A 23,694-nucleotide genomic window follows, 5' to 3' on the forward strand; every position below is an offset into this window, starting at 1 on the left:
ATACCGCGCGTGGGCTCGTCCAGCAGCAGCACCTTCATCGGCATCGACAGCCAGCGGCCGAGAATGGCCTTCTGTTGGTTGCCGCCGGACAGGTACATGATTTTCTGTTCGGCGCTCGGCGTCTTGACCTTCATGGCCTTGATTTGCCCGTCGGCGTTGCCCTTTTCCCAGCCATCGCGCAGCAGCCAGCCGAACGCCGAATGCGCGCCACGGGCACTGATGTTGATGTTTTCGGCGACGCTGGACAGCGGAATGATGCCCTCCTTCTTGCGGTCTTCCGGGCACAGCAGTACGCCGGCCGCGATGGCATCGCGCGGTGAGCGCAATTGCAGCGGCTCACCGCACAGCTCCAGATGGCCGGCACTGGCGCGTTCCAGGCCGCTGAGCAGGCGGAACAGTTCCGTGCGCCCTGCCCCCACCAAGCCGAACAGGCCTAGGATTTCGCCTTTGCGCACGTTGAAACTGATCGGCGCGCGCAGGCCGGGACCGAGCAGGCCGTCGACCTTGAGCGCCACTTCGCCGTGCTCGCGCGGGCGATAGTCGTAGATGTCCTGGATATCGCGGCCGACCATGCAGGTCACCAACTGATCGTGGCTCAGCGCGCTCATGTCCTCGAAGGTGCGCACGAAGCGCCCGTCCTTGAATACCGTCACCGCATTGCAGATACGGAACACTTCTTCCATGCGGTGCGAGACATAGAGCACCACTTTGCCCTCATCGCGCAGGCGCGTGATGATCGCCATCAAGCGATCAATCTCACGGGCGGACAGGCTGCTGGTCGGCTCATCGAAGGCAATCACATGGGCGCCACGGGACAACGCTTTGGCGATTTCCACCAGTTGGCGCTGGCCCAGGGACAGGCGCCCGAGCTTTTCCTGGGGATCGATTTCATCGGCCAGGCCCTTGAGGCACGCCAGCGCCTGCTGGCGCAGCACGCCGCGGTTGACCACGCCAAAACGCGACGGCAAATGCCCGAGGAACAGGTTTTCGGCCACGGTCATTTCCGGCACCAGGTGCAGCTCCTGATGGATCACCGCCACGCCGCTGGCAATGCTGTCGGCGGCGTTCTTGAAGACCATGGTTTGCTCGCCGATCTGCACCGTGCCGCTGCTGGGAATATAGGCGCCGCCGAGGATCTTCAGCAGCGTCGATTTACCCGCACCGTTCTCGCCCATCAGGGCGTGCACTTGCCCCGGGTGCGCGGTGAAGCTGATGCCATCGAGCGCCTTGACCCCAGGAAAGGTTTTGCCGATACCGTCAAAACGCAGGGCCGCAGCGGTCATTTCCACAGCCCGATCTTGGTCAGTTCTTCCTGGAAGTTGGCGCGGGTGATCAGGGTCACTTCGTCCATGGCGGTGTATTTGGCGGGCTCTTTACCGGTGGTGACCCACTCGTACATCGCCAGCGCGGTGTTGTAGCCCTCGATATGCGGGCTTGGCAGCATCGAGCCGAAGAAGCCGCTGTCGGCTTTCTTCAATTCGCCGATGGCGTCGGTGCCATTGATGCCGATACCGATGACGTTGGCGGCCTTGAAGCCGGCGCTTTCAGTGGCACGTACGCCACCGAGCACGGTGTTGTCGTTCATGCCGCCGATGATCAGGTTTTTCGCGCCGCTGGGCAGCTTGACCAGGGCCGAGTTGGTGGCGTCCATGCTGCCGGGCACGTCGAGGGTTTTAAGCGCGGCGGTGAGGATATGGTCCTTGGGAATGCCGGCTTCTTCCAGAGATTTGATCGAGCCGTCGGTGCGTTTCTTGCCGGTGTCGAGTTCGTTGAAGGTGTTGATCACCGCGTAGGTGTCCTTCCAGTCCCAGCCGCGTTTTTTCGCTTCGGCGGCCATGGCGGCGCCCTGCTTCTGGCCCACTTCAAACGCCGCCATGCCCAGGTACGGCACGTCTTCCATGAAGTTGCCCTTGGCATCGACGAAGCGGTCGTCCACGGCCATCACTTTGAGGCCGTTGACCTTGGCCTTGGCGACAATCGCCGGGCCGAGGGACACATCCGGCGGGCAGATCACAAAGCCCTTGGCGCCGTTGGCGGCCAGGCTGTCGATGGCCGACAGGGTTTTCTCGCCATCCGGCACGGCGATCTTGATCACGGTGAAACCGTGTTCCTTGCCGGCTTTTTCGGCAAAGGCCCATTCGGTCTGGAACCAGGGTTCTTCGGCCTGTTTGACCAGGAAGCCGATCTTCACTTCTTCAGCGGATGCGAACCCACTGAATGCCAACGCAAGCGCCACAGCACCGAGTGTCTTCTTGAACATGGACCACCTCATTGTTGTTATTGGAAAACGGTTTAGTCGTGGTACATCACAGACCGCCCGCCATCGATCATCAGGCAGGTGGCATTGATAAAGGGCGCCTCGTCGGTCGCCAGAAACAGCGCGCTCATCGCCACCTCGATGGGCTGGCCGATGCGCTTGGGAGGGTGCAGGTCGAACGCGCGCTGGCGCTCGGCGTGGGGGTCGGGGAACGTGTTCCAGTAGTCGACGTTGAGCTGGGTTTCGATATAGCCCGGGGCGATGGCATTCACGCGGATGCCCTTGGGCGCGTATTCGATGCCAAGGGCGCGGGTGAGGCCGAGCAGGCCGTGCTTGGCCACAGGGTAGGGAAAGCAGCCGGGAATGATGTGGCTGGAGTGGGTGGACGCAATGTTGATGATGTTGCCGATGCCCTGCTCGATCATGTGCGGCAGCACCGCGCGGCAACCGTACCAGGCGCCGTCAAGGTCAATGGCGAAGCAGCGGCGCCAGTCCTCGTCGGTCATCTGCAGCGGGTCGCGAAACACGTTGACCCCGGCGCAGTTGACCAGCACGTCCACGCGGCCGAAGCGCTCGATGGCCACATTGACCAGTGCCTGCCATTGCTCTGTGGAAGTGATATCCACGGCCTGCGCGACAATCTCGGCGCCGCGTTCGCGCCAATGGGCCGCGACTTTCTCGACCTTGTCGGCCTGGATATCCGCGATCACCAACCGCGCCTGCTGCGCCTGGAAGCACGCCACGATGGCCTCGCCAATGCCTTGCGCAGCGCCGGTGATGATCACCACCTTGTGCTTGAGTCGCTCGCCGTAAGTGGGCTCGGGCACGGCGGGTAGGGACAACGGTTGTGCCTGCATCGCTTCACCTGTTTTATTTTTGGCAGTGAGTGCTGATGCAGGCGACTATAAACCCACAGCTTGAAATATCTCAATATATAAATTTACATCCCATAATATGAACAAACCGATAAAAAAACCGACCGTCTCTGGCCGGTTCCACGCGCCTGTCAGCCCTGGGCAAAATCCCTCAGCGCATTGCCTTCCATGCGGTAGCGCACCCACTCTTCCTGGGGCTGCGCGCCGATGGACTTGTAGAACGCAATCGCCGGCTCGTTCCAGTCCAGCACGCTCCACTCGAAGCGCCCGCAGCCGTTGTCGCAGGCGATCCTGGCCAGGTGGCGCAGCAACTTCTTGCCCGCCCCGCCGCCGCGCTGTTCCGGGTTGATATAAAGGTCTTCCAGGTACAGGCAGTTACTGCCAAGCCAGGTGGAGTAGCTGAAAAAGAACACCGCAAAGCCAATCGGCAGACCGTCGCGCGAACAGATCAGGCCGTGGGCGGTGGAGCCCTCGCTGAACAAACTGCGTTCGATATCCACCACGCTGGCGATCACTTCGTGCCGGGCTTTCTCATACTCGGCCAGTTCAGTGATGAACGTCAGGATCTGCGCAGCATCGCTGGGTACGGCGGGGCGAATCTCGATGGTCATGGGCGCGCCTTGGGCAAGTTCAAAGCCCACATACTAAGACGCTTTGATGACTGATTGCAGCGCAATTTCCCTATGGCGGGTACACAAATTCTTACAGGCCACATAAGACCGTTCGTCGCCATCAAGGCACAAACCGCAAAGTGCGGCTGACCAATCAAGGGTAAGGACATTAATCATATGGAGACACCCTCATGAAAAATTCCAAATTTGCTGCCCTGGCCCTCACCGGCCTGCTGTCTGCTGCGTCGTTGAGCGCGTTTGCCGCCACCTCGGCAACCGGCCCGACCGATCCAACGCCCGACGCTACCACCGAATCGCAAAAGTCCATGGGCACCGGTCTCGACACCAATGGCGGCGCGATCATCGACAACACCAACGCCGCCGACCCGCACACCAAGGGCCACGATACCCAGCGCCAGGCACCTGCTGCCGTCGGCAACGGCAAAATGGGCCCATCGGTGAATGAACCGAAGATCAATAAAGGCGACGATTCGAACCTGCCAGGCGCGCCGAAACAACCTGCACCTTGATACCTGCCTGACCCGCTCGACACCCGATCATTTCCCAGTGAAGAGGTACACATGAACGTTGATAGAAACCTTGAACGAGAAGTCCTCACTCGCCTGCTGCACGCTCATCCGCAAGGTTTGGGCAAGGAGGTGCTGGATAACTATCGCGGCGGAAAAGAAGTCGCCAGTGTCTTGGCCTTCCTGCAGGACCGCGGGCTGATCAAGGATGGACATGTGACCACCGACGACGCCGGTGAATATTCGTTGAACCTGCCGATCAAATTGACCGCGTCGGGTGTGGATGAGGCGCGCAAGCTTGAGGGTCAAGGCTTGCAGTGATGCCATCTCTGGTCTGGCCCTGCGACCACCCAATGTGGGAGGGGGCTTGCCCTATCTCTATGTAGGAGCGAGCTTGCTCGCGAAAAACTCACAGGCACCGCGTTCACTCAGGAAGCACGCGTTATCGTTGACGTTTTTCGCGAGCAAGCTCGCTCCTACAGAGGGCAAGGGGCAAGCCCCTTTTTTATTCGGTGAGCAGTGCGTCGACTTCAGCAGTGCCTGGAGACGTCGCAGGCCCCCAGCGTGTCACCGCCAACGCCGCCGCTGCATTCGCTCGACGCGCTGCCTCGACGGGGTTCAAGCCGTTCGCCAGTGCGGCGATAAACACCCCGGCATGCGCATCCCCCGCGCCATTGCTGTCCACCGCCTGCACCTTGAAACCCGGCACATGCCTGATGTCGCCCGCCTGCCCTACCCAGCATCCATTCGGCCCATCGCGCACCACCAACAGCGCGTTGGCGGGCAAGTGCCGACTCAACGCGGGCAGCGCAGCGGCGATGTCCGGTGCACCGGTAAACGCCAGTGCTTCAGGCCCATTGCTGGTCCAGATATCGATACGCGGCAATAGCGCTCGCATCAAGGCCGAGTCCGGCGCCTTGACCAGCGGGCCTGGATCGAACATCACCAGCACCTCGCGCGGCAGCGCCAGCAACCAGTCGATCAGCGCCTGCGCCTTGCCCTCAAGCAGCAGGCTGTAACCGCTGACATACACATAGTCATCGCTGCGCGGCACTACCCGGGCCAGGTCATCGGCACTCAGTTCCCCCTCGGCGCCGAGGTGGGAGATGAACGTGCGCTCCGTGGTGGCTTCGGTCAGGGAGACGCATAGGCCGGTGTCCTGGCCGCTGCTGGCCGGCAGTGCCATTTCAATGCCTTCTGCCTGCATCGTAGCGCGGGCCAGGTCACCAAAGCGGCCGCTGCCGTGACGTCCCAGGTAAACCACCGGCAAACCATTGCGCCGCGCGGCGGCCATGACGTTGAAGCCACCGCCGGCTTCGAAACTGGCGGACCTGGCCAACACGTCGCCCCCGCTCGGCGGCAAGGTATCAAGGGCCATGACCAGGTCGACGATGACCTGTCCGGTGTGCAGCAATCTAGACATTGGGACGCTCGACTAACGCGGGACGTCGATCGGCAGCGCCGCCGAGTACGGCATAGACGCCGCCGGCCACCAGGAAGGTGACGATCCAGCCGAGGCCGTTATGGCCGAGCCAGGAATCGGACAATGGCCCGGCAAACCAGATGTTGTCGGCGGTGGTGCCGATGGTGGTAAAGCTGAACCCCAGCACGATGGCCAGCGCCCAGGCGCCAAATGCGCGCCACTCCACACCGCCGCGATACCAGTAGGCGCTGCTCGGGCTGACATCCAGCAAATCCTTGGGGCTGTAGTAGTGACGGTGGATCAGGTCGACCACGAAAATCCCCACCCAGGCGGTAATCGGTACCGCCAGCAAGGAGATGAAGGTGATGAACGGACCGTAGAAACTGTCGGCGATCAGCATGAAGTAAATGGAGCCGGCAAAAATCGCCACGATGTCGACGATCACCGCGTGCACGCGCTTGACCTTCAAGCCCAGGGTCAGGGTGGTGAGGCCGGCTGAATACACCGACAGGTTGTTCGACAACAGCAGCCCGCCGAACGCGGTGATCAGGTACGGCACTGCCATCCAGGTCGGCAGCATGTCGCGGATCGCAATGATCGGGTCCGTGGCCGAGGCCAGGTCGTTGTTACCCACCGACAGCAAGCCACCGAGGGTGATCAGCAACACCAGCGGGATGCCCGCACCGAACGCGGCAGAGGCCACCAGGCGCACGGCCTTGACGCTGCGGTGCTGGTAACGCGACATATCGGCACCGGCGTTGGCCCAGCCGATGCCGGTACCGGCCGCCATGGTGCCGATGCCGATGATCATGGCGCTCAGCGGCGCCGGCGTGGCGTTGAATACCGCGCTCCAGTCGATGGTGGCGCAGAGGAAGCCGCCCACCAGAATATTCAGCGCGCCGAACACGTAGGTCGCCCATTTCTGGATCACCAGCAAGGTGGCATGGCCCAGGCCGGAAACGGCCAGGGTCAGCAGCACGAAAACGGCGATGAAGATCAGGGTGAGCAACGGTGCGCTTTTCGCTTCCACCGGGGAACCGAACAGGATCGAGCACAGCGACAGCAACACAAACGCGGCCGTGGTGGTGTTGACCGTTTCCCAGCCCAGGCGCGACATCAGCGACACGAGGGTCGGCCCGATATTGCCGCGTACGCCGAAGATGGCGCGGGACAAGGTCAGGCTGGGCGCGCGGCCACGGCGACCGGCGATGGAAATGATGCCCACCACCGCGAAGGAACCGGCAGCGCCCAGGATTGCGACGATGATCGCCTGCCAGATGGCCAGGCCGCGAAACGCAACCAGGGTGGCACCCAGCGGCAAGCCGAGGATGCTGATATTGGCCGCGAACCAGACCCAGAACAGTTGCAGCGGATGCCCGTTGCACTCGCCTTCCGGGACCGGCTCGATGCCGCGTGTTTCCAATTGCCCGACGCTTTGGCCGGAAGAGGTGCTGCTCATGGGGTGGGGGCTCCTGGTGCCTGTATTGTTATGGTTGTGGCAACGCTTCAATGGCGGATCAACGTGATGCCTGGCGCAAGGCGAGCAGGTCTTGAACCAGCACTTGCACATCCAGGCTGTTGACCTGCTTGACCTGCTCGATCAACGGCCCGGGCCAGCACTGCATCCCCAGACACGCGCCAAGCATGGCGCCGAGGATCGCGGCGATGGTGTCGGTGTCGCCGCCCAGGCTCGCGGCCAGGCACAGCGCTTCGAACGCGTTCATGTCGCCCGACGCCACTTGCTGCGCGAGGGCGAACGACACCACCACCGACTCCTGGGAGGCGACGGAGGTACCAATCAATTCATAGAGCAAGTCGGTGAACAGCGCAGTGTCGCCGCTGCCGACGCTCAGGGTGCGTGCCCAACTGATGCGGGTCGACATGCGTCCGCCGGCAACCCAGTGGCCATGGTGTTCGGCCTGTTGCGCCACCTGGGTGCCGATGTTCAGCGCTTCGCCCAGGTCGACGCCATTGATACCGGCCGAGACCACCGCCGCGACCGCCGCCGCGCTGGCAATGCCCAGGCTGGTGTTGTGGGTGACCTGGCAGGCCTGGATCACCGCCCGGATAAACTGCGCCGGGTCACTGACATCGGCGGCGATGCCCACCGGCGTGATGCGCATGGCCGCGCCATTGGTAGTGCCGTAGCGCCCGGACTCTGCGGGCGTGTGCCCGGCGAGGATCATGTCGATCGCACGCTTGGTGGACGGCCCGAGCAGGTCCTGGGAACCCTTGGCGCGCATGCTCGCCTCCCAGTCGATCAGGCGTTGGGCGAGAACGCCGGGTTCGATCGTGCCGCGGCCTTCGACCAACAACTCACCGACCAGGATCGCCTGTTCGGTGTCATCGGTGATGGAACCGGCGGGCATGTTCGGCGCGATCGGTTGATCGGGGCCGGCATCTTCCAGGGCGGTGATGGCGCCGAAGCGCTGGCGGACCTGCTCACGACTCAGGGATTGGGTGGGCATGCCCAGCGCATCGCCCAGGGCCAGGCCATAAAAAGCGCCGAGCGCGCGGATTTCAGCAGTCATTTGGACGCCCCAAATTGCAGGTGCAAACGAAAATGCACGGGATCGAGCAAGCTTTCGACATGCTCCATGAAACGCTCGCGACGGTCATAGGTGGTGCGCGAGGCCTTGAGGAATACTGTGCCGGCCGGACGGCCGAGTAACTGAGCGTCTTCATCGCCCAGGGCCTCGGCGCCGATCCATTGGTCGCCCGTGGCGCCCACATAGCCGTAGGCCGCCAGGGTGATGGTCAGGGAATGGTCGATCAGGCCGATGCGGGGCAGGCTTTCCAGATCGCCGGTGGCGGGCATCAGCGAGCGTTCCAGCGACACCGCTGTTCCGTCGGCGGTGCGGCGCAGGCGATCGAGGGCAATGAACTGCTCGCTGCCCAAACGGCTGGACAAGTCCGGGCGTGTCACCGCTTCGAAGCGCAGCACCTCGGTGCTCACCTGCGCGCCGGTGTCCGCCAGGGCCTGGGCCCACCCGTGGCGCTGGTCGAGCCCCATGCCGTCAAAGGTGACGATGGAGCCGACACCGCTTTGGGTGGCAATGTAATTGCGCCGCTTGAGCTCGGCCAGCGCCTCGCGCAGGGTGCCACGACTGACCGCAAACTCCTCGGCCAATTGGTGTTCACCCGGCAACAGGAAACCGTCGGCCATCACCCCTCCCTCGATACGGCGGATGAGCTCGTCGACGACGCGTTTTTTCTTATCGAATCGAACATGTCTAATCATGTACAAATTGATAACCGAAAGGCGCCGTCTCCAGCAAGCGAATTATGTCAGGGCAGTGAAAAAACCGACGTCAGGGCTCCAGGCCAATCGGGAAAAACTCCCCGCTGCTCCATACCCCGAGCCAGTTCTGACCGTTGATCGGACGGCTTACCGCCAACTCCACCAATTGGTAAAACGCGTTGCGGTGCACCAGGGCTTCAAGATTGCTGCGCACCCGCAGATAAGGCGCCGGTTCCTCGGTAAGCGGATCGATCACCACCCGCAACGGGTGCTCGGGCCCGGCCTCGATCTGCTCTTCGACGTTGGTGGTAAAGCGCAGCACCTGGCGCTCGCCCTGCCCTTGCACCTCAAGGGTGACGGCAACGAATGGCGCGTCATCAACAGTGATGCCGACCTTTTCCACCGGTGTGACCAGGAAATAATCATCGCCATCGCGGCGAATGATGTTGGAGAACAACTTGACCATGGGTTTGCGCCCGATAGGCGTGCCCTGATAGAACCAGGTGCCATCACGGGCGATGCGCATGTCGATATTGCCGCAGAAATCCGGGTTCCACAGATGCACCGGCGCCGGCCCTTTACCCTTGGGCAGTTGCGCCAACAGATCGTTGGCCTTGGCGGTATCGGTCATGGGGGTCTCCTCAGGCTTACTGATTGCTCATGCCGAGCAAGCTTCGGGCGTACTGGGCCAGCGGCCGGGCAATCAGATCTTGTGGCGTGTTGTCGTGGAACGTCAGTAAACCGCCACGACTGCGAATGCGTGCAGTATCAATCAAATACTGGGTGCTGGTCTCGATCAACATGATCTGGATCACGCCGCTGTCCAGGCCAAGGCGGTCCAGGGCTTGCTGGTCGGTCCACTCATCGGCGTTGCCGATACGGTCGTCGGCTGCCGCAAAACGGCAATAGAGCAAGTAATGAGCGCCCACCCCGCGCGCTTCGGCCATGGCCTGTTCGAGGCCTTCAGGCTGACGGGCGCGACGCACCATGGGGAAATATTCGACGAAGCCGTTGAACGCTTCCTCGGCCACCACGTTGGGGCGCGGATACGCGCTGCCGGGCGGCACAAAAGCGCCCTGGGCGATAAAGATGAAGGAGTCCGGCTGCACACGAATTGAAGCGGTGCGGCGCGTATCACTGTGGTCGAGCAAGCCGGCGTCGCTCATCTGATAGCGGGTGCCTTCGGCCATATCGCTGACGGTCATGCAACCACTGAGTGCCAACGACGCCAGCAACAAAACCAGACTACGCATCCTATCCTCCAGAAGCCGGTGACGGAAAACCGGCGAATGGGCGTGAGATGCAGAATCTGCGCCAGCTTGATTTAAATGTGGGAGGGGGCTTGCCCTGATGCCCTGCAGGAGCAAGCTTGCTCGCGAAAAACCCACAGGCACCGCGCTCATTCAGAAGGCACGCGTTATCGTTGACGTTTTTCGCGAGCAAGCTCGCTCCTACAGGCCGCATCCACAAGTTAGCCGCCAATGATCTTCATCACCGTCGCGCCGCCCGAGAAGGCCACTTCCTGCTTGTCGCCCAAGGCCTTCATCAGCAGCCCTTGCAGCGCCGGCAGTGCCTGATGGCGCGGTTTGTCCAGCAGGTCGCCGACGTAGTGACGATTGCTCGACGACAGGCAACCATGCAACCACCCCGTGGACGACAGCCGCAACCGCGAACAGGTGCGGCAGAACGGCACGCTCTCATTGGCGATCACGCCAAAGAAGCCCTTGCCCGGCACTTCATAGCGCACGGCCGTGGCGTCGACGGGCGCATTGGCTTGCAGGTATTCATGCTGTTCGCCGATCAGGCTGAGCAACTGTTGCAGGCTGACGAATTGCTGCAGGAAGGCGTTGGAGTCTTTGGCCAGGTGGCCCATGCGCATCAATTCGATAAAGCGCAGCTCGTAGCCCCGCTCCAGGCAGTAATCGAGCAACGGCAGCACCTGGTCCAGGTTCTGGCCGCGCAAGGGCACCATATTGACCTTGATCTTGATCCCGGCCGCGCGGGCCTGGTCCATGCCGTCGAGCACAGTGGCCAGGTCGCCACCGCGAGCGATGCTGCGAAAGGCGTCGGCATCCAGGGTATCGAGGGACACGTTGATGCGCCGGATACCGGCGTCCACCAGCAGCGGCAGCTTGCGCGCCAGCAACTGGCCGTTGGTGGTCAGGCTGATATCGCTGAGCCCCATCTGCCCCACGGCGCCCATGAAGGCTTCCAGCTTGGGACTGACCAACGGCTCACCCCCGGTAATCCGCAGGCGATCGATGCCGGCCGCTTCGATCAGGTAAGCCACGCCCCGCGCCATGGCCTGGGCCGAGAGTTCGTCCTGGGCAGCCACCAGCCGCTTGCCGTTGGGCACGCAATAGGTACAGGCATAATTGCAGGCTGAGGTCAGGCTGATCCGCAAATTGCGAAATCGCCTGCCTTGACGATCGACGATCATGAACCACTCCGGCAGAGGATGAATCGGGGCGCGCTAAAAGCTGACTGATAAATCAGCTTTTAGCAAGGGGCCTTGCCTGAGTATATTCCCGGGGTCCTGCGCGTGGCAGTAAATCATCAGGTGGAGGGCGACTCCACGGCCGGCGGCTCGGTACTGTGCTTGCGCTTGTTGCCCATGCGCACGCCAATATCCATCAGGAACTGGAAGAAACCTTCCTGGTCTTCCAGCACATTGCTCCAGAACGGCGAGTGGTACAGCGCCACGGCGCCATGCACCAGGGCCCAGGCGGCGCAGTAGTGAAAGTAGGGAGGCACGTCTTCAAGCTTGCCTTCACTGATACGGCCCTTGATCAGCAAGGTCAGGCGTTCAAAGTTCGAGGCGCGGATCTTGTGCAGTTCCTCGACCATTTCCGGTACCTGGTGGCCCTTGACGACCTTTTCTTCCAGGCGATCAAACAGGCGGTAGCGCTGCGGATCGCGCATGCGGAACTCGAAATAGGCCCGGGACAAGGCCTCTTTGTCCTTGTCGACATCGGCTGAATGCAGCAGCTCGTTCAAGTCACGCTCGTAGTCGAGCATCAGGCGCAGGTAAATCTCGGCCTTGGACTTGAAGTGCTTGTAGATCGTGCCTTTGCCGATACCCACGGCATCCGCGATCATCTCGACGGTGACGCTGTCTTCGCCTTGTTCGAGGAACAATTTGAGTGCGGTGTCGAGAATTTCCTGCTCACGGCGGCGAAACTCACGGACCTTACGGGGTTCTTTATGCATGAGGAAGAGGTCTGCAAAGGTCGGAATAGGAAGGGTTGCGCAGGCCACGGATACGTGGCGATACGATTTACCCGATGCGAGGGATTATCCCGACTGAACGGTCGTTGGGCAACGCCTATGTGACCCCGCTGTGCACTTTACTTTCAGTCCGCCAACGATTTACCCGATATCAGTCAGAAACAAGACGCGTCATCCCCACCTGCGCATCCGCTCAATGAGAACTCAAGCGAAGCGCGCGTATTCCAAATCCGTTTAAAAATCGACCCATCGAGACTGGACTGAATCCCAGAGTGATCAATACTTCAAGTGTCGTCGCGACATCTCCCCCAAGTGAAGCGTCGACCTGGGTACCGACGGACTGCGTACCCTTGTTTTACTCCTAATGGTCTTAACCCGGATTCACCCCCCAGAACCCGGGTTTTTTTTGCCTGCGATTTTCTCCTGCAGGAGCGAGCTTGCTCGCGAAGAACTCATAGACACCGCGTTTGTCCAGGATGCACGCGTTATCGTTGACGTTTTCGCGAGCAAGCTCGCTCCTACAGTGCAAGGCAAGCGCGCTACGTCGCAGAAGGAGCAGCGCCGGCCACATGGGCCAATGGAAACAGACGCTTGAAGTTCTCGGTCGTCTGCTCGGCGAAGCGCTCGTAGGACTCGCCGCGCAGCATCGCCAGATAATCCGCCACGTCACGCACATATTCCGGCAGGTTCGGCTTGCCGCGATGGGGGATCGGCGCCAGGTACGGCGAATCGGTTTCCACCAGCAGCCGGTCGGCAGGCACCTGGCGCGCCACATCACGCAACGCGTCGGCATTGCGGAAGGTAACGATGCCCGACAGGGAAATATAGAACCCCAGGTCCAGGGCCGCCTTGGCCATCGCCCAGTCTTCGGTAAAGCAATGCAGCACACCGGCCTGGGGCAGCGCGGCTTCGCGCAAGAGCGTCAGGGTATCGGCGCGAGCCCCACGGGTGTGGACGATCACCGGTTTACCGGTGTGTTGCGCCGCCTGCAGGTGCAGGCGGAATGAGGCCTGCTGCAGGTCGGCGGCTTCGGGTTCGTAGTGGTAATCCAGGCCGGTCTCGCCAATGGCGACGACGCGCGGGTGATCGAGTTCGCCGAGCAGCCAGTCCAGGGCCGGTGCTTCGCCGGGCTTGAGGTCCAGCGGGTGGATACCCACCGAGCAATCCACATCGGCGTAGCGATCAGCCAGGGCTTTGACGTCGGCGGCATTTTCGGCACTGACGCCGATGCACAGGAAGTGCCCTACCCCGCGCTGGCGCGCAGCGTCGAGGGCGGCGTCCAGGGAGCCGTTGTGCTGGGCGAGATCAAGACGGTCGAGATGGCAATGGGAGTCTATGAGCATGGGCAATTACAACTTGAGTAGTGTCTGGCCGACGATACACCCGTCGGCCAAGGAAATTAACGTCGGCCGAGCAAGCCGATCCATTGGACCAGCAGTGCTTCAAGCAACAGCACGCGGTTGAGGTTGGCCTTGCCGAGCACTTTCTGACGCTGGGCGAGAATCCAGTCCTGAATGCTCAGCACCTTGTCCTGGGCACTTTTCTGCGCAAGGTATTGCACCACCTTGCGCATGTCCGGCAAACCCAGGCCGTTTTCGTCCTGGGTCAACTGGTAGCGCAGGATCAGGCTGGACCAATCGCAGAACCAGTCGAACAGCAGCAGCAGGGGAATGTCCTTCCACGCGCTTTCGGCCAATTGCGTGGCGGACAGTTCCTGCTTGATCAGCTTCTTCACACCGTCTACGACCAGTGCCCGTTGCTCGCGCACGCCCTGGGCGTGCAGCTTCACCGCCGCAAGCGGGGAGCCCGCGGCCAGGGTCAGCAATTCGATCCGTTCCTGCTCGGCGCAATCGGGCAGCGCCTGCGCCAGCCATTGCAGGCTCATGGCCTCGCTCGGCAAAGGGCATGCCTGCTGCACGCAACGGCTGCGGATGGTCGGCAGCAAGCGGCTGGACTGATGACTCACCAGCAACAGCACGGTGTCGCCGGACGGTTCTTCCAGACTTTTGAGCAACGCGTTGGCGGCGTTGATGTTCATCGCCTCTACCGGCTCGATCAGCACCACCTTGCGCCCGCCCATCTGCGCGGTTTGCACCACGAAGCTGACGAGGTCGCGCACCTGGTCGACCTTGATCGCCTTGTCCGCTTCCTCAGGTTCCAGCACATAGTTATCGGGGTGGCTGCCGGCCTTCAGCAGCAGGCAGGATTTGCATTCGCCGCAGGCTTGCAGGTCAACGGGGCGCTGGCACAACAGGCTCGCCATCAAGCGCTCGGCCAGGGCACGCTTGCCGATACCGGTCGGGCCGTGCAGCAAATAGGCGTGGGCGTGCTGGGCACGGCCGGCCAATTGCTGCCAGAGACCGTCCTGCCACGGGTAGGCTTCAGCCACGAGCGCGCTCCAGCAGGGTCGGTAACAGCGCATCGAGGGCTTGCTGCACCTGAGCCAGCGGCTGGGCGGCGTCAAGCAGGTAGTAACGCGCAGGCTCCGCCCTGGCACGCTCGAGGAACGCGGTGCGCACGGCGTCGAAAAATGCCTGGCCTTCCAGCTCGAAACGATCCAGACGACCGCGCGCGCTGGCGCGGGCCATGCCCACTTCCACCGGCAGGTCGAACAGCAGGGTCAGGTCGGGGCGCAAGTCCCCCTGAACGAAGGCTTCCAGGGCAGCGATACGCTGCAGGCACAAGCCGCGACCACCGCCCTGGTAGGCGTAGGTGGAGTCGGTAAAACGGTCGCAGATCACCACGGCGCCGCGGGCCAGGGCCGGTCGGATCACCTCGGCCAGATGCTGGGCACGGGCGGCGAACACCAGCAGCAGCTCGGTGTCCGCATTCATCGGCTCGTCACCCGGCGCCAGCAAGACTTCACGGATGCGCTCGGCCAGCGGCGTACCGCCGGGCTCACGGGTCAATACCACTTCGACGCCCTCGGCGCGCAGGCGCTCGGCCAGGTAATCGCGGTTGGTGCTTTTGCCGGCGCCTTCCGGGCCTTCGAGGGTCATAAACAAGCCAGTCACAGGCAGTCCTTAGTCAGAGTCATTGCGGGCTTTGCGGGGCGCTGGTGTCCGGCGCGGGCTCTACCGGTACGTCAACGGGCGGCACCGTGTCTTCCAGCGGCTTGACCTGCGGTGCCGGGCTGGATCGGTAATCGGCGCGGCGCTTGAGTTGAAACTGGCGTACGGCGGCATTATGCGCATCCAGGTCATCCGAGAACACATGGCTGCCATCGCCACGGGCGACGAAATACAGGCTGCTGCCCGGCACCGGGTTCAGGGCGGCATGAATCGCCTCGCGGCCCACCATGGCGATGGGTGTCGGCGGCAGGCCGGCGATCATGTAGGTGTTGTAAGGGTTGGCCTCCTTGAGATGGGCGCGGGTCAATTTGCCGTTGTAGCGCTCACCCAGGCCATAGATCACCGTGGGGTCGGTCTGCAACATCATGCCCAGCTTCAGGCGACGCACGAACACACCGGCAATCTGCCCACGTTCTTCGGGCACACCGGTCTCCTTCTCCACCAGCGAGGCCATGATCAGCGCTTGATAAGGCTCGGTGTAAGGCGCATCAGCGGCGCGCCTGCTCCACTCCTGGGCGAGCACATCGTCCAGACGGTTGTAGGCTTTCTTCAGGAATTCGACATCGGTCATGCCGCGCACGAAACGGTAGGTGTCGGGAAAGAACCGCCCTTCAGGGAATACGCCGGGATGGCCGAGCTTGTCCATCACTTCGCTGTCACTGAGGCCGGTGAGGGTCTGCACGATCTTTTCGTGCTTGGCCAGGGCCGAGCGCACCTGGCGAAAGTTCCACCCCTCCACCAGGGTCAAGCTGTATTGCACCACTTCCCCACGCTGCCAAAGGCCGATCAGGCCTTCGGCGGTGAGGCCCGGGGTCATGCGGTATTCGCCGCTGTGCAGCGGCTGGCCGTCGAGGTTCAAGCGCCAGTAAAGACGCAGCCAGAAGGCACCGTCGAGCACGCCATCGGCTTCCAGACGATTGAAGGTGCCGGTGGGCGTGGCCCCTGCCGGTACATCGAGCAACTGCTCCTGGGTCAGGTGCAACGGCTGCTTCAAGGCAGCGTTGTATTTCCAGGCGCAAAAGCCCAACAGCAAAACCGCCGAGAACAGACCGATCAGCAGCAGTACAACCAGTTTTCGTATCACTCAAATATCCAATAGTGCGCGAACAATGCCCTGCAGTTTACGGGTGAGCGGCCCAACCGACCAGCTCATCCCAGCGCACTCGCGTACCGGCCAGATGCCATAAACGCTGTTGCACACGAAGACTTCGTCGGCCTGTTGCAACTGCTCCAGACTGATGTCGGCCACGGCCACCGGGACGCCCAGGGCTTGCGCCTGGTCGAGGATCTCGGCGCGCATCACCCCGGCAACGCCGCAACGCGTCAGATCAGCGGTACGTAACACGCCGTTGCGCACCACAAACAGGTTGCTGAACACGCCTTCGATAACCCGCCCGGACCTATCCAGCATCAAGCCTTCGGCATGCTCGGCATCCCGCCATTCGGCGCGGGCGATGACCTGCTCAAGGCGGTTCAGGTGTTTGAGCCCGGCCAGCAGCGGTTGTTCGGCCAAGCGGGTGGCGCACGCAAACAGACGGATGCCGTCGGTGCCATGGGCTTCGGGATAGATGGCGGGCGGACCGCCCTGCAAGATACGGCGTACCGCAGCATCGGGATCGATGCCGTAACCGCGCTGGCTGTCGCCACGGGTCAGGATCAACTTGAGCACGCCATCGCCCAGGGCTGCGGCATAGGCCAGCACTTCGCTGCGCACCCGTGCATGATCCACCCCCAACGCGAGGCGCCTGCAGCCCTCATCGAGGCGCTGCAGGTGACGGTCGAGCAGCACCGGCTGCCCGGCCTTGACCGCGATGGTTTCAAATACACCATCGCCATACGCCAGGCCGCGATCTTTCAGGGGCACGCTGTCCGCTGGCTGACCGTCGACCCAGCTGTGCATCACTCGGCGAACCGGCGGAACACCAGCGAGCCGTTGGTGCCACCAAACCCGAACGAGTTGGAGATCACCACGTCGATCGGCATCGGTTGCGCTTCGTGAGGCACAAAGTTGAGGTCGCAGCCTTCGTCCGGCTCATCGAGGTTGATGGTCGGTGGAGCGACCTGATCCTTGATGGCCATCACACTGAAGATCGCCTCGACCGCACCCGCCGCGCCCAACAGGTGGCCGGTCATGGATTTGGTGGAGCTGACCGCCAGCTTGTAGGCGTGCTCGCCGAACACCGACTTGATGGCTTCGGCTTCCGCCAGGTCGCCGGTCGGCGTCGACGTGCCATGGGCATTGATGTACTGCACCTGGTCGGCATTGACCTTCGCATCGCGCAGCGCATTGGTGATGCAGCGCGCAGCACCGGCACCGTCGGACGGTGGCGAGGTCATGTGGTAGGCGTCACCGCTCATGCCAAACCCGATCAGCTCGGCATAGATGGTGGCACCGCGCGCCTTGGCATGCTCCAACTCTTCCAGTACCAGGGCACCGGCACCGTCGGACAGCACGAAACCGTCACGGCCCTTGTCCCACGGACGGCTGGCACGGGTCGGCTCATCGTTGCGGGTCGACAGCGCACGGGACGCGCCGAAGCCGCCCATGCCCAGGCCGCAGGCAGCCATCTCGGCGCCACCGGCAATCATCACGTCAGCTTCATCGTAAGCGATGTTACGTGCCGCCATGCCGATGCAGTGAGTGCCCGTGGTGCACGCCGTTGCGATGGCGTAGTTAGGCCCCTGTGCCCCCAAATGGATGGACAGGAAACCGGAAATCATATTGATGATCGAGCCCGGCACGAAGAACGGTGAAATTCGACGGGGACCGGAATCGTGCAGCGTGCGGCTGGTTTCTTCGATATTGGTCAGCCCCCCAATCCCCGAACCCATGGCCACGCCGATGCGCTCACGGTTGGCGTCGGTGACTTCCAGGCCGGCGTTACGCACTGCCTGAAAACCGGCTGCCAGGCCGTATTGAATGAACAGGTCGAGCTTGCGCGATTCCTTGAGCGAAAGGTATTGCTCGACATTGAAACCCTTTACCGAGCCGCCAAAACGGGTGGAATAGGCAGAAAGGTCCGTGTGTTCGATCAGACCGATACCACTGTGGCCAGCCAGAATGCCCTGCCAACTGCTTGGCACATCCGTGCCCAGTGGCGACAACATACCCATACCGGTGACTACGACGCGTCTACGCGACACAGCACTCTCCTTTTTCTAATGACGACACTTTGCTTCGCAGCGTACTTTTCGTCACCGCTGAAAGAAAAAACCGCACGCCGTTACAGCAGTGCGGTTTTTCCCTGACAGCAGGCGACGACTACAAACTATTACGCCTGGTGGCTAGTAACGTAGTCGATGGCAGCTTGAACAGTAGTGATTTTTTCAGCTTCTTCGTCCGGGATTTCGGTCTCGAATTCCTCTTCCAGAGCCATCACCAGCTCAACGGTGTCAAGGGAATCGGCACCCAGGTCTTCTACGAAGGAAGCAGTGTTGACCACTTCTTCTTCCTTAACGCCCAGTTGCTCGGCGACGATTTTCTTGACGCGCTCTTCGATGGTGCTCATACCTTGTTTAACTCCTAATGGACAAATTCAGGCAGCTGGCCAGTGGGTAAGTGTATAGAAAGCCATTTCGGTTTTTCAACCGAAAGCTTCACCCTGTACCCGCTCGACCACCTGCCTATAAATTAAGTTGCAGCTTTATAACGGATTTTAGACAGCTCGTATGACATATTTTTGAAGCGATCCGTCACAATTTAACTCATGTACATCCCGCCGTTCACCGGAATTGTAGCCCCGGTCACGTATGCCGCACCGTCGGATGCCAGGAAAGTGACCACATTCGCGATCTCTTGGGCCTGGCCCAGACGGCCCAGCGGAATCTGCGTCAGCAAGGCTTCACGCTGTGCTTCGGGCAGTTCGCGGGTCATATCGGTGTCGATGAACCCTGGGGCCACCGAGTTTACCGTAATCGACCGCGAGCCGACTTCACGCGCCAGTGCACGGCTGAAACCTTCCAGACCGGCCTTGGCCGCAGCGTAGTTTACTTGGCCGGCGTTGCCCATGGCACCCACTACGGAGCCAATATTGATAATTCGGCCCCAGCGCGCCTTGGTCATGCCGCGCAAAACACCCTTGGACAGGCGGAACAGACTGTTCAGGTTGGTATCGACCACGTCGTACCATTCGTCGTCTTTCATGCGCATCATCAGGTTATCGCGGGTGATACCGGCATTGTTCACCAGAATCGCCGGCGCACCGAACTGCGCGGTGATCGCGGCCAGCACGGCCGCCACGGATTCGTCACTGGTCACATTCAGCTCGAGGCCGGTGCCCTGCACGCCGTTTTCCTTCAGGGTTGCGGCGATACGCTCGGCACCCGAGGCGGATGTGGCGGTGCCGATCACGACGGCGCCCTGACGACCCAGTTCCAGGGCGATGGCCTGGCCGATGCCACGGCTTGCGCCGGTAACCAGTGCAACTTTACCTTGCAGACTCATGCAGGCTTCTCCTAAGTTCGGGGATCAGGCCAGCGCCGCACGAGCGGCAGCGAAGGCATCCGGGGTATTGAGATTGGCAGTCGATACGCCGTCGGCGCAGCGCTTGTTCAGGCCGGCCAGGACTTTGCCCGGGCCGCACTCGACCAGTTCGGTGGCGCCCTTGGCGGCCAGGGTCTGCACCGATTCAACCCAGCGAACCGGCTTGTAGAGTTGCTCCAGCAGGTCGCGCTTGAGGGTCTCCAGGTCCGGGGCGATCGCCGCGCTGACGTTCTGCACCAGCGGGATCTGCGGCGCCTGCCAGTTGATGGCGGCGATGGACTCGGCAAAACGCTCGGCCGCCGGGCGCATCAGCTCGCAGTGTGACGGCACGCTGACCGGCAACGGCAGCGCACGCTTGGCACCACGGGCCTTGCAGCCTTCGATGGCGCGCTCGACCGCTGCCTTGGCACCCGCGATGACCACTTGGCCAGGGGAGTTGAAATTCACCGCGCTGACCACTTCGCCCTGCGCCGCTTCGGCGCAGGCTTCGATCACCACGGCATCGTCCAGGCCCAGGATCGCGGCCATGCCGCCCTGCCCGGCCGGAACGGCCTCCTGCATCAACTGGCCACGACGCTCGACCAGCTTGACCGCTTCACCGAGGGTCAGGCTGCCCGCCGCGACCAGGGCGCTGTATTCGCCCAGGCTGTGACCGGCGACGAATGCAGGGCGTGCGCCACCTTCGGCCAGCCACACGCGCCACAGGGCGATCGAAGCGGTCAGAATGGCCGGCTGGGTCTTGTCGGTTTGATTGAGTTGCTCTTCCGGCCCCTGCTGGGTCAGCGCCCACAGGTCATAACCCAGGGCGTCGGAAGCTTCCTTGAAAGTGTCCAGGACCAGCGGGTATTGCGCGCCCAGCTCGGCCAACATGCCGAGGGACTGCGAACCTTGCCCTGGAAAGACGAATGCGAGGGATGTAGACATGTAACAAGCCCCTAATGATCTGGTCGTCAAAAATGCGCACGCCGACGGTGGGAGCGCGCGAAACTGACAGATTGGATGGTCAATTGAACTGGCCGGTCACATTTAAGCACTCCCGGGCCGATTCGCCTAAGGCAACAAGCCCTCCAGACGCCCGCGCAAGCGTTGCGGCAGGTTGTCCTGAATCTCGATCACGGCCCGGGCAATCGCGCTCTGAAAGCCCTCGACACCTGCCGAGCCATGGCTTTTCACCACAACGCCCTGCAACCCCAGGAAACTCGCGCCATTATGCCGCGCCGGCGCCAGGTCGGCCTGCAGACGACGCATCAACGGCAGCGCCAGGGCGCCGACCATGCGCGCTGCCAGGTTCTGCTTGAACAAGGCTTCGATACGCGTGGCAATCATGGTTGCCAAGCCCTCACTGGACTTGAGCAGAATGTTGCCGACAAAGCCGTCACACACCACCACGTCGGCTTCGCCACGGTACAAACCGTCACCTTCGACAAAACCTACGTAGTTCAAACCCCGCGCGCCCTGCAGCAAGGTGGCGGCCAACTTGACCTGCTGGTTGCCCTTGATGTCCTCGGTGCCGATATTGAGCAGGGCCACCCTTGGCCGGACCACGCCCAGCGCTTCGGCGGCCACCGACCCCATCACGGCGAACTGCAACAGATGCTCGGCACTGCAATCGACATTCGCCCCCAGGTCCAGCAACTGGCAATAACCTTTCTGCGTCGGGATCGCCGCCACCATCGCCGGCCGATCAATGCCCGGCAGGGTCTTGAGCACATGCCGCGACAGGGCCATCAGCGCGCCAGTATTGCCGGCGCTGACACAGGCGTGCACCTTGCCGTCGCGCAGCAGCTCCAGGGCCACGCGCATGGACGAGTCGGGCTTGCCGCGCAGGGCCGCTGCCGGTTTTTCGTCCATGGTGATGGTTTCGCTGGCCGGCGTAACCGTCAGGCGCGCGCGATCCACCGCCGGATGGCCGGCAATCAGTTCTTCAATAAGGGTAGGTTGACCGACAAGGGTCAGGTGCAGCGAGGGCGTAGCAGACAGGCTGGCAATGCAGGCCTGAACAATGCTGCGGGGACCGAAGTCCCCGCCCATTGCGTCAATCGCGATGACTTGAGCAGACAAGTGATTACTCGTCAGCGCCCTTGTCGATCACTTTACGGCCACGGTATACGCCTTCTGGCGATACGTGGTGACGCAGGTGAACTTCACCGGTGGTCTTTTCCACGGACAGGGTGCTAGCCTCGAGAGCGTCGTGCGAACGGCGCATGTCACGGGCGGAGCGGGATTTTTTGTTCTGCTGAACAGCCATAATTGATTAACTCCTAAACGTTTGGGTCACGCTTTAACTGCGCCAATACACTGAACGGGTTGGACCGCGTTACCTCGTCCTCGCTCGGTTCGGGCTCGTCATCGAGGCCCGCCGGCTGCTGGCATTCTTCCGGATGATGAGCAGGCACAATGGGCAAGGCGAGCAAAAGCTCCTCCTCGATCAGTGCATGCAGATCCAAAGGATCTTCGCCCAGTTCCAGCACGTCATAACCTTTCGGCAACGACTGGGTATTCGCACCCTCCTTCACCACGGCATAACTGCATTCGCTGTGGATCGGCAGGGTGACCAGCTCAAGACAACGCTGGCAAACCATTTTGACTTCGGTGTCGATAAGGCTGTGAATTACCACAGATTTACGTTCATCTCGTTCAAAAACGAATTTGGCCTGGACCGCACCGACAGTGTCGGAAAGCGAGTCGCAGAGTCTCTCCAAATCGGCCAGCGGCAATTCACCTTGAAGGGAAGTGCCACGATCAGCCAATTTGCGCGGGTCAACGTGAGGTGGAATCGGGTCATTCAACATAGGCGCAGCATTATAGGGATGCACCCGGCCATGTCAAAGGAAATTCAGCCCTGTGCGTCAGCCGGTCACGCCGCTAGAATCTGCGGCTGTCTTGAGGAGACGTATATGCTGCCTTTATTACTCGCGTCCAGCTCGGTTTACCGCCGGGAATTGCTGAGCCGCCTGCACTTGCCGTTCACCTGCAGCTCGCCGGATATCGATGAAAGCCATCGCCCGGGTGAGTCAGCCCTCGAGCTGGTCAAGCGCCTGGCCGAACAGAAAGCGCGCGCCCTCGCCGCCAGCCATCCCGGGCATTTGATCATTGGCTCTGATCAGGTAGCGGCACTGGAAGGCCGGATCATCGGCAAGCCCCACACCTTTGAAAATGCCCGCGAGCAATTGTTGGCGGCCAGCGGCAAGCGTGTGAGCTTTCTTACAGGCCTGGCACTGCTCAACAGCGAGACGGGGCACTGCCAGGTCGACTGCGTACCGTTTACCGTGCAGATGCGTGAACTGGACGCGGAGCGCATCGAGCGCTACCTGCGGATCGAGCAACCCTATGACTGCGCGGGCAGCTTCAAGGCCGAAGGGCTGGGTGTGAGCCTGTTCCAGAGCACTGACGGCCCGGATGCCACCAGCCTTGTTGGCCTGCCACTGATTCGACTCGTGGACATGCTGCTGACCGAAGGCGTACAAATCCCTTAAATACACATCAACCCAATGTGGGAGGGGGCTTGCCCCCGATAGCGGTGGATCAGCCAGCTTATCTATTGCTGACACACCGTCATCGGGGGCAAGCCCCCTCCCACATTTTGGTCTACTGCTGGCTTGAGATATCAGCGCAAGCTCGCGCCCTGGAAGCCTAGATACGATCAAACGGCGATTCCTCAACCGTGAAATCCACCACTACTGGCCGAAGGCGTACAAATCCCTTAAGTACACATCGACCCAATGTGGGAGGGGGCTTGCCCCCGATAGCGGTGGATCAGCCAGCTTATCTATTGCTGACACACCGTCATCGGGGGGCAAGCCCCCTCCCACATTTTGATCGACTGCTGGCTTGAGATATCAGCGCAGGCTCGGGCCCTGGAAGCCTAGATACGATCAAACGGCGATTCCTCAACCGTGAAATCCACCGCTGCTGACCGAAGGCGTACAAATCCCTTAAATACACATCGACCCAATGTGGGAGGGGGCTTGCCCCCGA

General features: G+C 61.7%; 27 protein-coding genes. 3 read left to right on the plus strand and 24 right to left on the minus strand.

What is annotated here, in order from left to right:
- The 4 genes from araG to BFP93_RS09755 all read right to left on the minus strand — a co-directional run.
- On the minus strand, window positions 1-1,283 hold a 1,283-nt coding region (araG, locus tag BFP93_RS09740), incomplete at its 3' end, for an L-arabinose ABC transporter ATP-binding protein AraG (protein WP_065892039.1).
- Entirely contained in the window at window positions 1,280-2,260 is a 981-nt protein-coding gene (locus BFP93_RS09745) for a substrate-binding domain-containing protein (protein WP_104504402.1), read from the minus strand. The genes araG and BFP93_RS09745, both read right to left, overlap by 4 nt.
- A 32-nt stretch (window positions 2,261-2,292) precedes the next feature.
- Window positions 2,293-3,114: an SDR family oxidoreductase gene (locus tag BFP93_RS09750; RefSeq protein ID WP_065892926.1), complete on the minus strand. Its 822-nt coding sequence runs from the start codon at window positions 3,112-3,114 to the stop codon at window positions 2,293-2,295.
- 149 nt (window positions 3,115-3,263) lie between these two features.
- Window positions 3,264-3,743: a GNAT family N-acetyltransferase gene (locus BFP93_RS09755; protein ID WP_065892927.1), complete on the minus strand. Its 480-nt coding sequence runs from the start codon at window positions 3,741-3,743 to the stop codon at window positions 3,264-3,266.
- A gap of 191 nt (window positions 3,744-3,934) precedes the next feature.
- On the opposite strand from BFP93_RS09755, the gene BFP93_RS09760 reads away from it, so the two are divergent.
- Together BFP93_RS09760 and BFP93_RS09765 are read left to right on the plus strand one after the other, a co-directional pair.
- On the plus strand, window positions 3,935-4,273 hold the full coding sequence (locus BFP93_RS09760) for a hypothetical protein (RefSeq protein ID WP_065883717.1): 339 nt from the start codon (window positions 3,935-3,937) through the stop codon (window positions 4,271-4,273).
- Window positions 4,274-4,324: 51 nt separating this feature from the next.
- The gene (locus BFP93_RS09765; RefSeq protein WP_065883719.1) at window positions 4,325-4,591 is read left to right on the plus strand and encodes a hypothetical protein; all 267 of its coding nucleotides are present in this window, start codon (window positions 4,325-4,327) and stop codon (window positions 4,589-4,591) included.
- A gap of 184 nt (window positions 4,592-4,775) precedes the next feature.
- Here the strand turns inward: BFP93_RS09765 and BFP93_RS09770 are convergent, their stop codons facing one another.
- From BFP93_RS09770 to BFP93_RS09865, 20 genes are all read right to left on the minus strand, one after another.
- Window positions 4,776-5,693: a PfkB family carbohydrate kinase gene (locus BFP93_RS09770; RefSeq protein ID WP_065892928.1), complete on the minus strand. Its 918-nt coding sequence runs from the start codon at window positions 5,691-5,693 to the stop codon at window positions 4,776-4,778.
- Window positions 5,686-7,152 carry a purine-cytosine permease family protein gene (locus BFP93_RS09775; protein ID WP_065892929.1) on the minus strand — a complete coding sequence of 489 codons (1,467 nt, stop codon included), beginning with the start codon at window positions 7,150-7,152 and terminating at the stop codon, window positions 5,686-5,688. Before BFP93_RS09775 ends, BFP93_RS09770 begins: the two co-directional genes overlap by 8 nt.
- A 58-nt stretch (window positions 7,153-7,210) precedes the next feature.
- On the minus strand, window positions 7,211-8,224 hold the full coding sequence (locus BFP93_RS09780) for an ADP-ribosylglycohydrolase family protein (protein WP_065892930.1): 1,014 nt from the start codon (window positions 8,222-8,224) through the stop codon (window positions 7,211-7,213).
- Window positions 8,221-8,934, minus strand: coding sequence for a GntR family transcriptional regulator (locus BFP93_RS09785; protein WP_065892931.1), 714 nt, complete (start codon window positions 8,932-8,934; stop codon window positions 8,221-8,223). The genes BFP93_RS09780 and BFP93_RS09785 overlap by 4 nt, the downstream gene beginning before the upstream one ends.
- Before the next feature lie 70 nt (window positions 8,935-9,004).
- Complete coding sequence (locus BFP93_RS09790) at window positions 9,005-9,565, minus strand: DUF1285 domain-containing protein (RefSeq protein ID WP_065892932.1); 561 nt, start codon at window positions 9,563-9,565, stop codon at window positions 9,005-9,007.
- A gap of 16 nt (window positions 9,566-9,581) precedes the next feature.
- The gene (locus tag BFP93_RS09795; RefSeq protein WP_065883733.1) at window positions 9,582-10,187 is read right to left on the minus strand and encodes a DUF4823 domain-containing protein; all 606 of its coding nucleotides are present in this window, start codon (window positions 10,185-10,187) and stop codon (window positions 9,582-9,584) included.
- Window positions 10,188-10,405: 218 nt separating this feature from the next.
- Window positions 10,406-11,374: a GTP 3',8-cyclase MoaA gene (locus BFP93_RS09800; RefSeq protein ID WP_065883735.1), complete on the minus strand. Its 969-nt coding sequence runs from the start codon at window positions 11,372-11,374 to the stop codon at window positions 10,406-10,408.
- Between the two features lie 116 nt (window positions 11,375-11,490).
- A complete protein-coding gene (locus tag BFP93_RS09805; protein ID WP_065883737.1) occupies window positions 11,491-12,144 on the minus strand; it encodes a TetR/AcrR family transcriptional regulator in 654 nt (217 codons plus the stop codon).
- A 557-nt stretch (window positions 12,145-12,701) separates the two neighbouring features.
- Entirely contained in the window at window positions 12,702-13,505 is an 804-nt protein-coding gene (locus BFP93_RS09810; protein ID WP_065892933.1) for a TatD family hydrolase, read from the minus strand.
- A gap of 56 nt (window positions 13,506-13,561) precedes the next feature.
- Window positions 13,562-14,551: a DNA polymerase III subunit delta' gene (locus BFP93_RS09815; protein ID WP_065892934.1), complete on the minus strand. Its 990-nt coding sequence runs from the start codon at window positions 14,549-14,551 to the stop codon at window positions 13,562-13,564.
- Window positions 14,544-15,176, minus strand: coding sequence for a dTMP kinase (tmk, locus tag BFP93_RS09820; protein ID WP_065892935.1), 633 nt, complete (start codon window positions 15,174-15,176; stop codon window positions 14,544-14,546). Before tmk ends, BFP93_RS09815 begins: the two co-directional genes overlap by 8 nt.
- A gap of 19 nt (window positions 15,177-15,195) precedes the next feature.
- Window positions 15,196-16,317, minus strand: a complete 1,122-nt coding sequence (gene mltG, locus BFP93_RS09825) for an endolytic transglycosylase MltG (protein WP_065892936.1) — start codon at window positions 16,315-16,317, stop codon at window positions 15,196-15,198.
- A complete protein-coding gene (pabC, locus tag BFP93_RS09830; RefSeq protein ID WP_065892937.1) occupies window positions 16,318-17,133 on the minus strand; it encodes an aminodeoxychorismate lyase in 816 nt (271 codons plus the stop codon).
- Window positions 17,133-18,377: a beta-ketoacyl-ACP synthase II gene (gene fabF / locus BFP93_RS09835; protein ID WP_057721119.1), complete on the minus strand. Its 1,245-nt coding sequence runs from the start codon at window positions 18,375-18,377 to the stop codon at window positions 17,133-17,135. Before fabF ends, pabC begins: the two co-directional genes overlap by 1 nt.
- Before the next feature lie 128 nt (window positions 18,378-18,505).
- Window positions 18,506-18,742 carry an acyl carrier protein gene (gene acpP / locus BFP93_RS09840; RefSeq protein WP_003175607.1) on the minus strand — a complete coding sequence of 79 codons (237 nt, stop codon included), beginning with the start codon at window positions 18,740-18,742 and terminating at the stop codon, window positions 18,506-18,508.
- A 191-nt stretch (window positions 18,743-18,933) separates the two neighbouring features.
- Window positions 18,934-19,677: a 3-oxoacyl-ACP reductase FabG gene (gene fabG / locus BFP93_RS09845; protein ID WP_057721118.1), complete on the minus strand. Its 744-nt coding sequence runs from the start codon at window positions 19,675-19,677 to the stop codon at window positions 18,934-18,936.
- A 24-nt stretch (window positions 19,678-19,701) separates the two neighbouring features.
- A complete protein-coding gene (fabD, locus tag BFP93_RS09850; protein ID WP_065892938.1) occupies window positions 19,702-20,640 on the minus strand; it encodes an ACP S-malonyltransferase in 939 nt (312 codons plus the stop codon).
- Window positions 20,641-20,766: 126 nt separating this feature from the next.
- Window positions 20,767-21,777 (minus strand): phosphate acyltransferase PlsX, encoded by a 1,011-nt coding sequence (plsX, locus tag BFP93_RS09855; protein ID WP_083205639.1) that lies wholly within the window; start codon window positions 21,775-21,777, stop codon window positions 20,767-20,769.
- A gap of 4 nt (window positions 21,778-21,781) precedes the next feature.
- Complete coding sequence (gene rpmF, locus BFP93_RS09860; protein ID WP_003179396.1) at window positions 21,782-21,964, minus strand: 50S ribosomal protein L32; 183 nt, start codon at window positions 21,962-21,964, stop codon at window positions 21,782-21,784.
- A gap of 13 nt (window positions 21,965-21,977) precedes the next feature.
- A complete protein-coding gene (locus BFP93_RS09865; protein WP_057721115.1) occupies window positions 21,978-22,508 on the minus strand; it encodes a YceD family protein in 531 nt (176 codons plus the stop codon).
- A gap of 105 nt (window positions 22,509-22,613) precedes the next feature.
- On the opposite strand from BFP93_RS09865, the gene BFP93_RS09870 reads away from it, so the two are divergent.
- Window positions 22,614-23,192 carry a Maf family protein gene (locus BFP93_RS09870; RefSeq protein WP_065892940.1) on the plus strand — a complete coding sequence of 193 codons (579 nt, stop codon included), beginning with the start codon at window positions 22,614-22,616 and terminating at the stop codon, window positions 23,190-23,192.
- The last annotated feature ends 502 nt before the right edge of the window (window positions 23,193-23,694 follow it).

This window comes from Pseudomonas sp. 44 R 15 (assembly GCF_900004965.1).
Taxonomy (GTDB): Bacteria; Pseudomonadota; Gammaproteobacteria; order Pseudomonadales; family Pseudomonadaceae; genus Aquipseudomonas; species Aquipseudomonas orientalis_A.

What these genes read in the sequence shown, in the direction of transcription:
- BFP93_RS09745 (WP_104504402.1), bottom strand. Translation starts at nt 2,260, where the DNA reads ATGTTCAAGAAGACACTCGGTGCTGTGGCGCTTGCGTTGGCATTCAGT.
- BFP93_RS09750 (WP_065892926.1), bottom strand. Translation starts at nt 3,114, where the DNA reads ATGCAGGCACAACCGTTGTCCCTACCCGCCGTGCCCGAGCCCACTTAC.
- BFP93_RS09755 (WP_065892927.1), bottom strand. Translation starts at nt 3,743, where the DNA reads ATGACCATCGAGATTCGCCCCGCCGTACCCAGCGATGCTGCGCAGATC.
- BFP93_RS09760 (WP_065883717.1), top strand. Translation starts at nt 3,935, where the DNA reads ATGAAAAATTCCAAATTTGCTGCCCTGGCCCTCACCGGCCTGCTGTCT.
- BFP93_RS09765 (WP_065883719.1), top strand. Translation starts at nt 4,325, where the DNA reads ATGAACGTTGATAGAAACCTTGAACGAGAAGTCCTCACTCGCCTGCTG.
- BFP93_RS09770 (WP_065892928.1), bottom strand. Translation starts at nt 5,693, where the DNA reads ATGTCTAGATTGCTGCACACCGGACAGGTCATCGTCGACCTGGTCATG.
- BFP93_RS09775 (WP_065892929.1), bottom strand. Translation starts at nt 7,152, where the DNA reads ATGAGCAGCACCTCTTCCGGCCAAAGCGTCGGGCAATTGGAAACACGC.
- BFP93_RS09780 (WP_065892930.1), bottom strand. Translation starts at nt 8,224, where the DNA reads ATGACTGCTGAAATCCGCGCGCTCGGCGCTTTTTATGGCCTGGCCCTG.
- BFP93_RS09785 (WP_065892931.1), bottom strand. Translation starts at nt 8,934, where the DNA reads ATGATTAGACATGTTCGATTCGATAAGAAAAAACGCGTCGTCGACGAG.
- BFP93_RS09790 (WP_065892932.1), bottom strand. Translation starts at nt 9,565, where the DNA reads ATGACCGATACCGCCAAGGCCAACGATCTGTTGGCGCAACTGCCCAAG.
- BFP93_RS09795 (WP_065883733.1), bottom strand. Translation starts at nt 10,187, where the DNA reads ATGCGTAGTCTGGTTTTGTTGCTGGCGTCGTTGGCACTCAGTGGTTGC.
- BFP93_RS09800 (WP_065883735.1), bottom strand. Translation starts at nt 11,374, where the DNA reads ATGATCGTCGATCGTCAAGGCAGGCGATTTCGCAATTTGCGGATCAGC.
- BFP93_RS09805 (WP_065883737.1), bottom strand. Translation starts at nt 12,144, where the DNA reads ATGCATAAAGAACCCCGTAAGGTCCGTGAGTTTCGCCGCCGTGAGCAG.
- BFP93_RS09810 (WP_065892933.1), bottom strand. Translation starts at nt 13,505, where the DNA reads ATGCTCATAGACTCCCATTGCCATCTCGACCGTCTTGATCTCGCCCAG.
- pabC (WP_065892937.1), bottom strand. Translation starts at nt 17,133, where the DNA reads ATGCACAGCTGGGTCGACGGTCAGCCAGCGGACAGCGTGCCCCTGAAA.
- acpP (WP_003175607.1), bottom strand. Translation starts at nt 18,742, where the DNA reads ATGAGCACCATCGAAGAGCGCGTCAAGAAAATCGTCGCCGAGCAACTG.
- fabG (WP_057721118.1), bottom strand. Translation starts at nt 19,677, where the DNA reads ATGAGTCTGCAAGGTAAAGTTGCACTGGTTACCGGCGCAAGCCGTGGC.
- fabD (WP_065892938.1), bottom strand. Translation starts at nt 20,640, where the DNA reads ATGTCTACATCCCTCGCATTCGTCTTTCCAGGGCAAGGTTCGCAGTCC.
- rpmF (WP_003179396.1), bottom strand. Translation starts at nt 21,964, where the DNA reads ATGGCTGTTCAGCAGAACAAAAAATCCCGCTCCGCCCGTGACATGCGC.
- BFP93_RS09865 (WP_057721115.1), bottom strand. Translation starts at nt 22,508, where the DNA reads ATGTTGAATGACCCGATTCCACCTCACGTTGACCCGCGCAAATTGGCT.
- BFP93_RS09870 (WP_065892940.1), top strand. Translation starts at nt 22,614, where the DNA reads ATGCTGCCTTTATTACTCGCGTCCAGCTCGGTTTACCGCCGGGAATTG.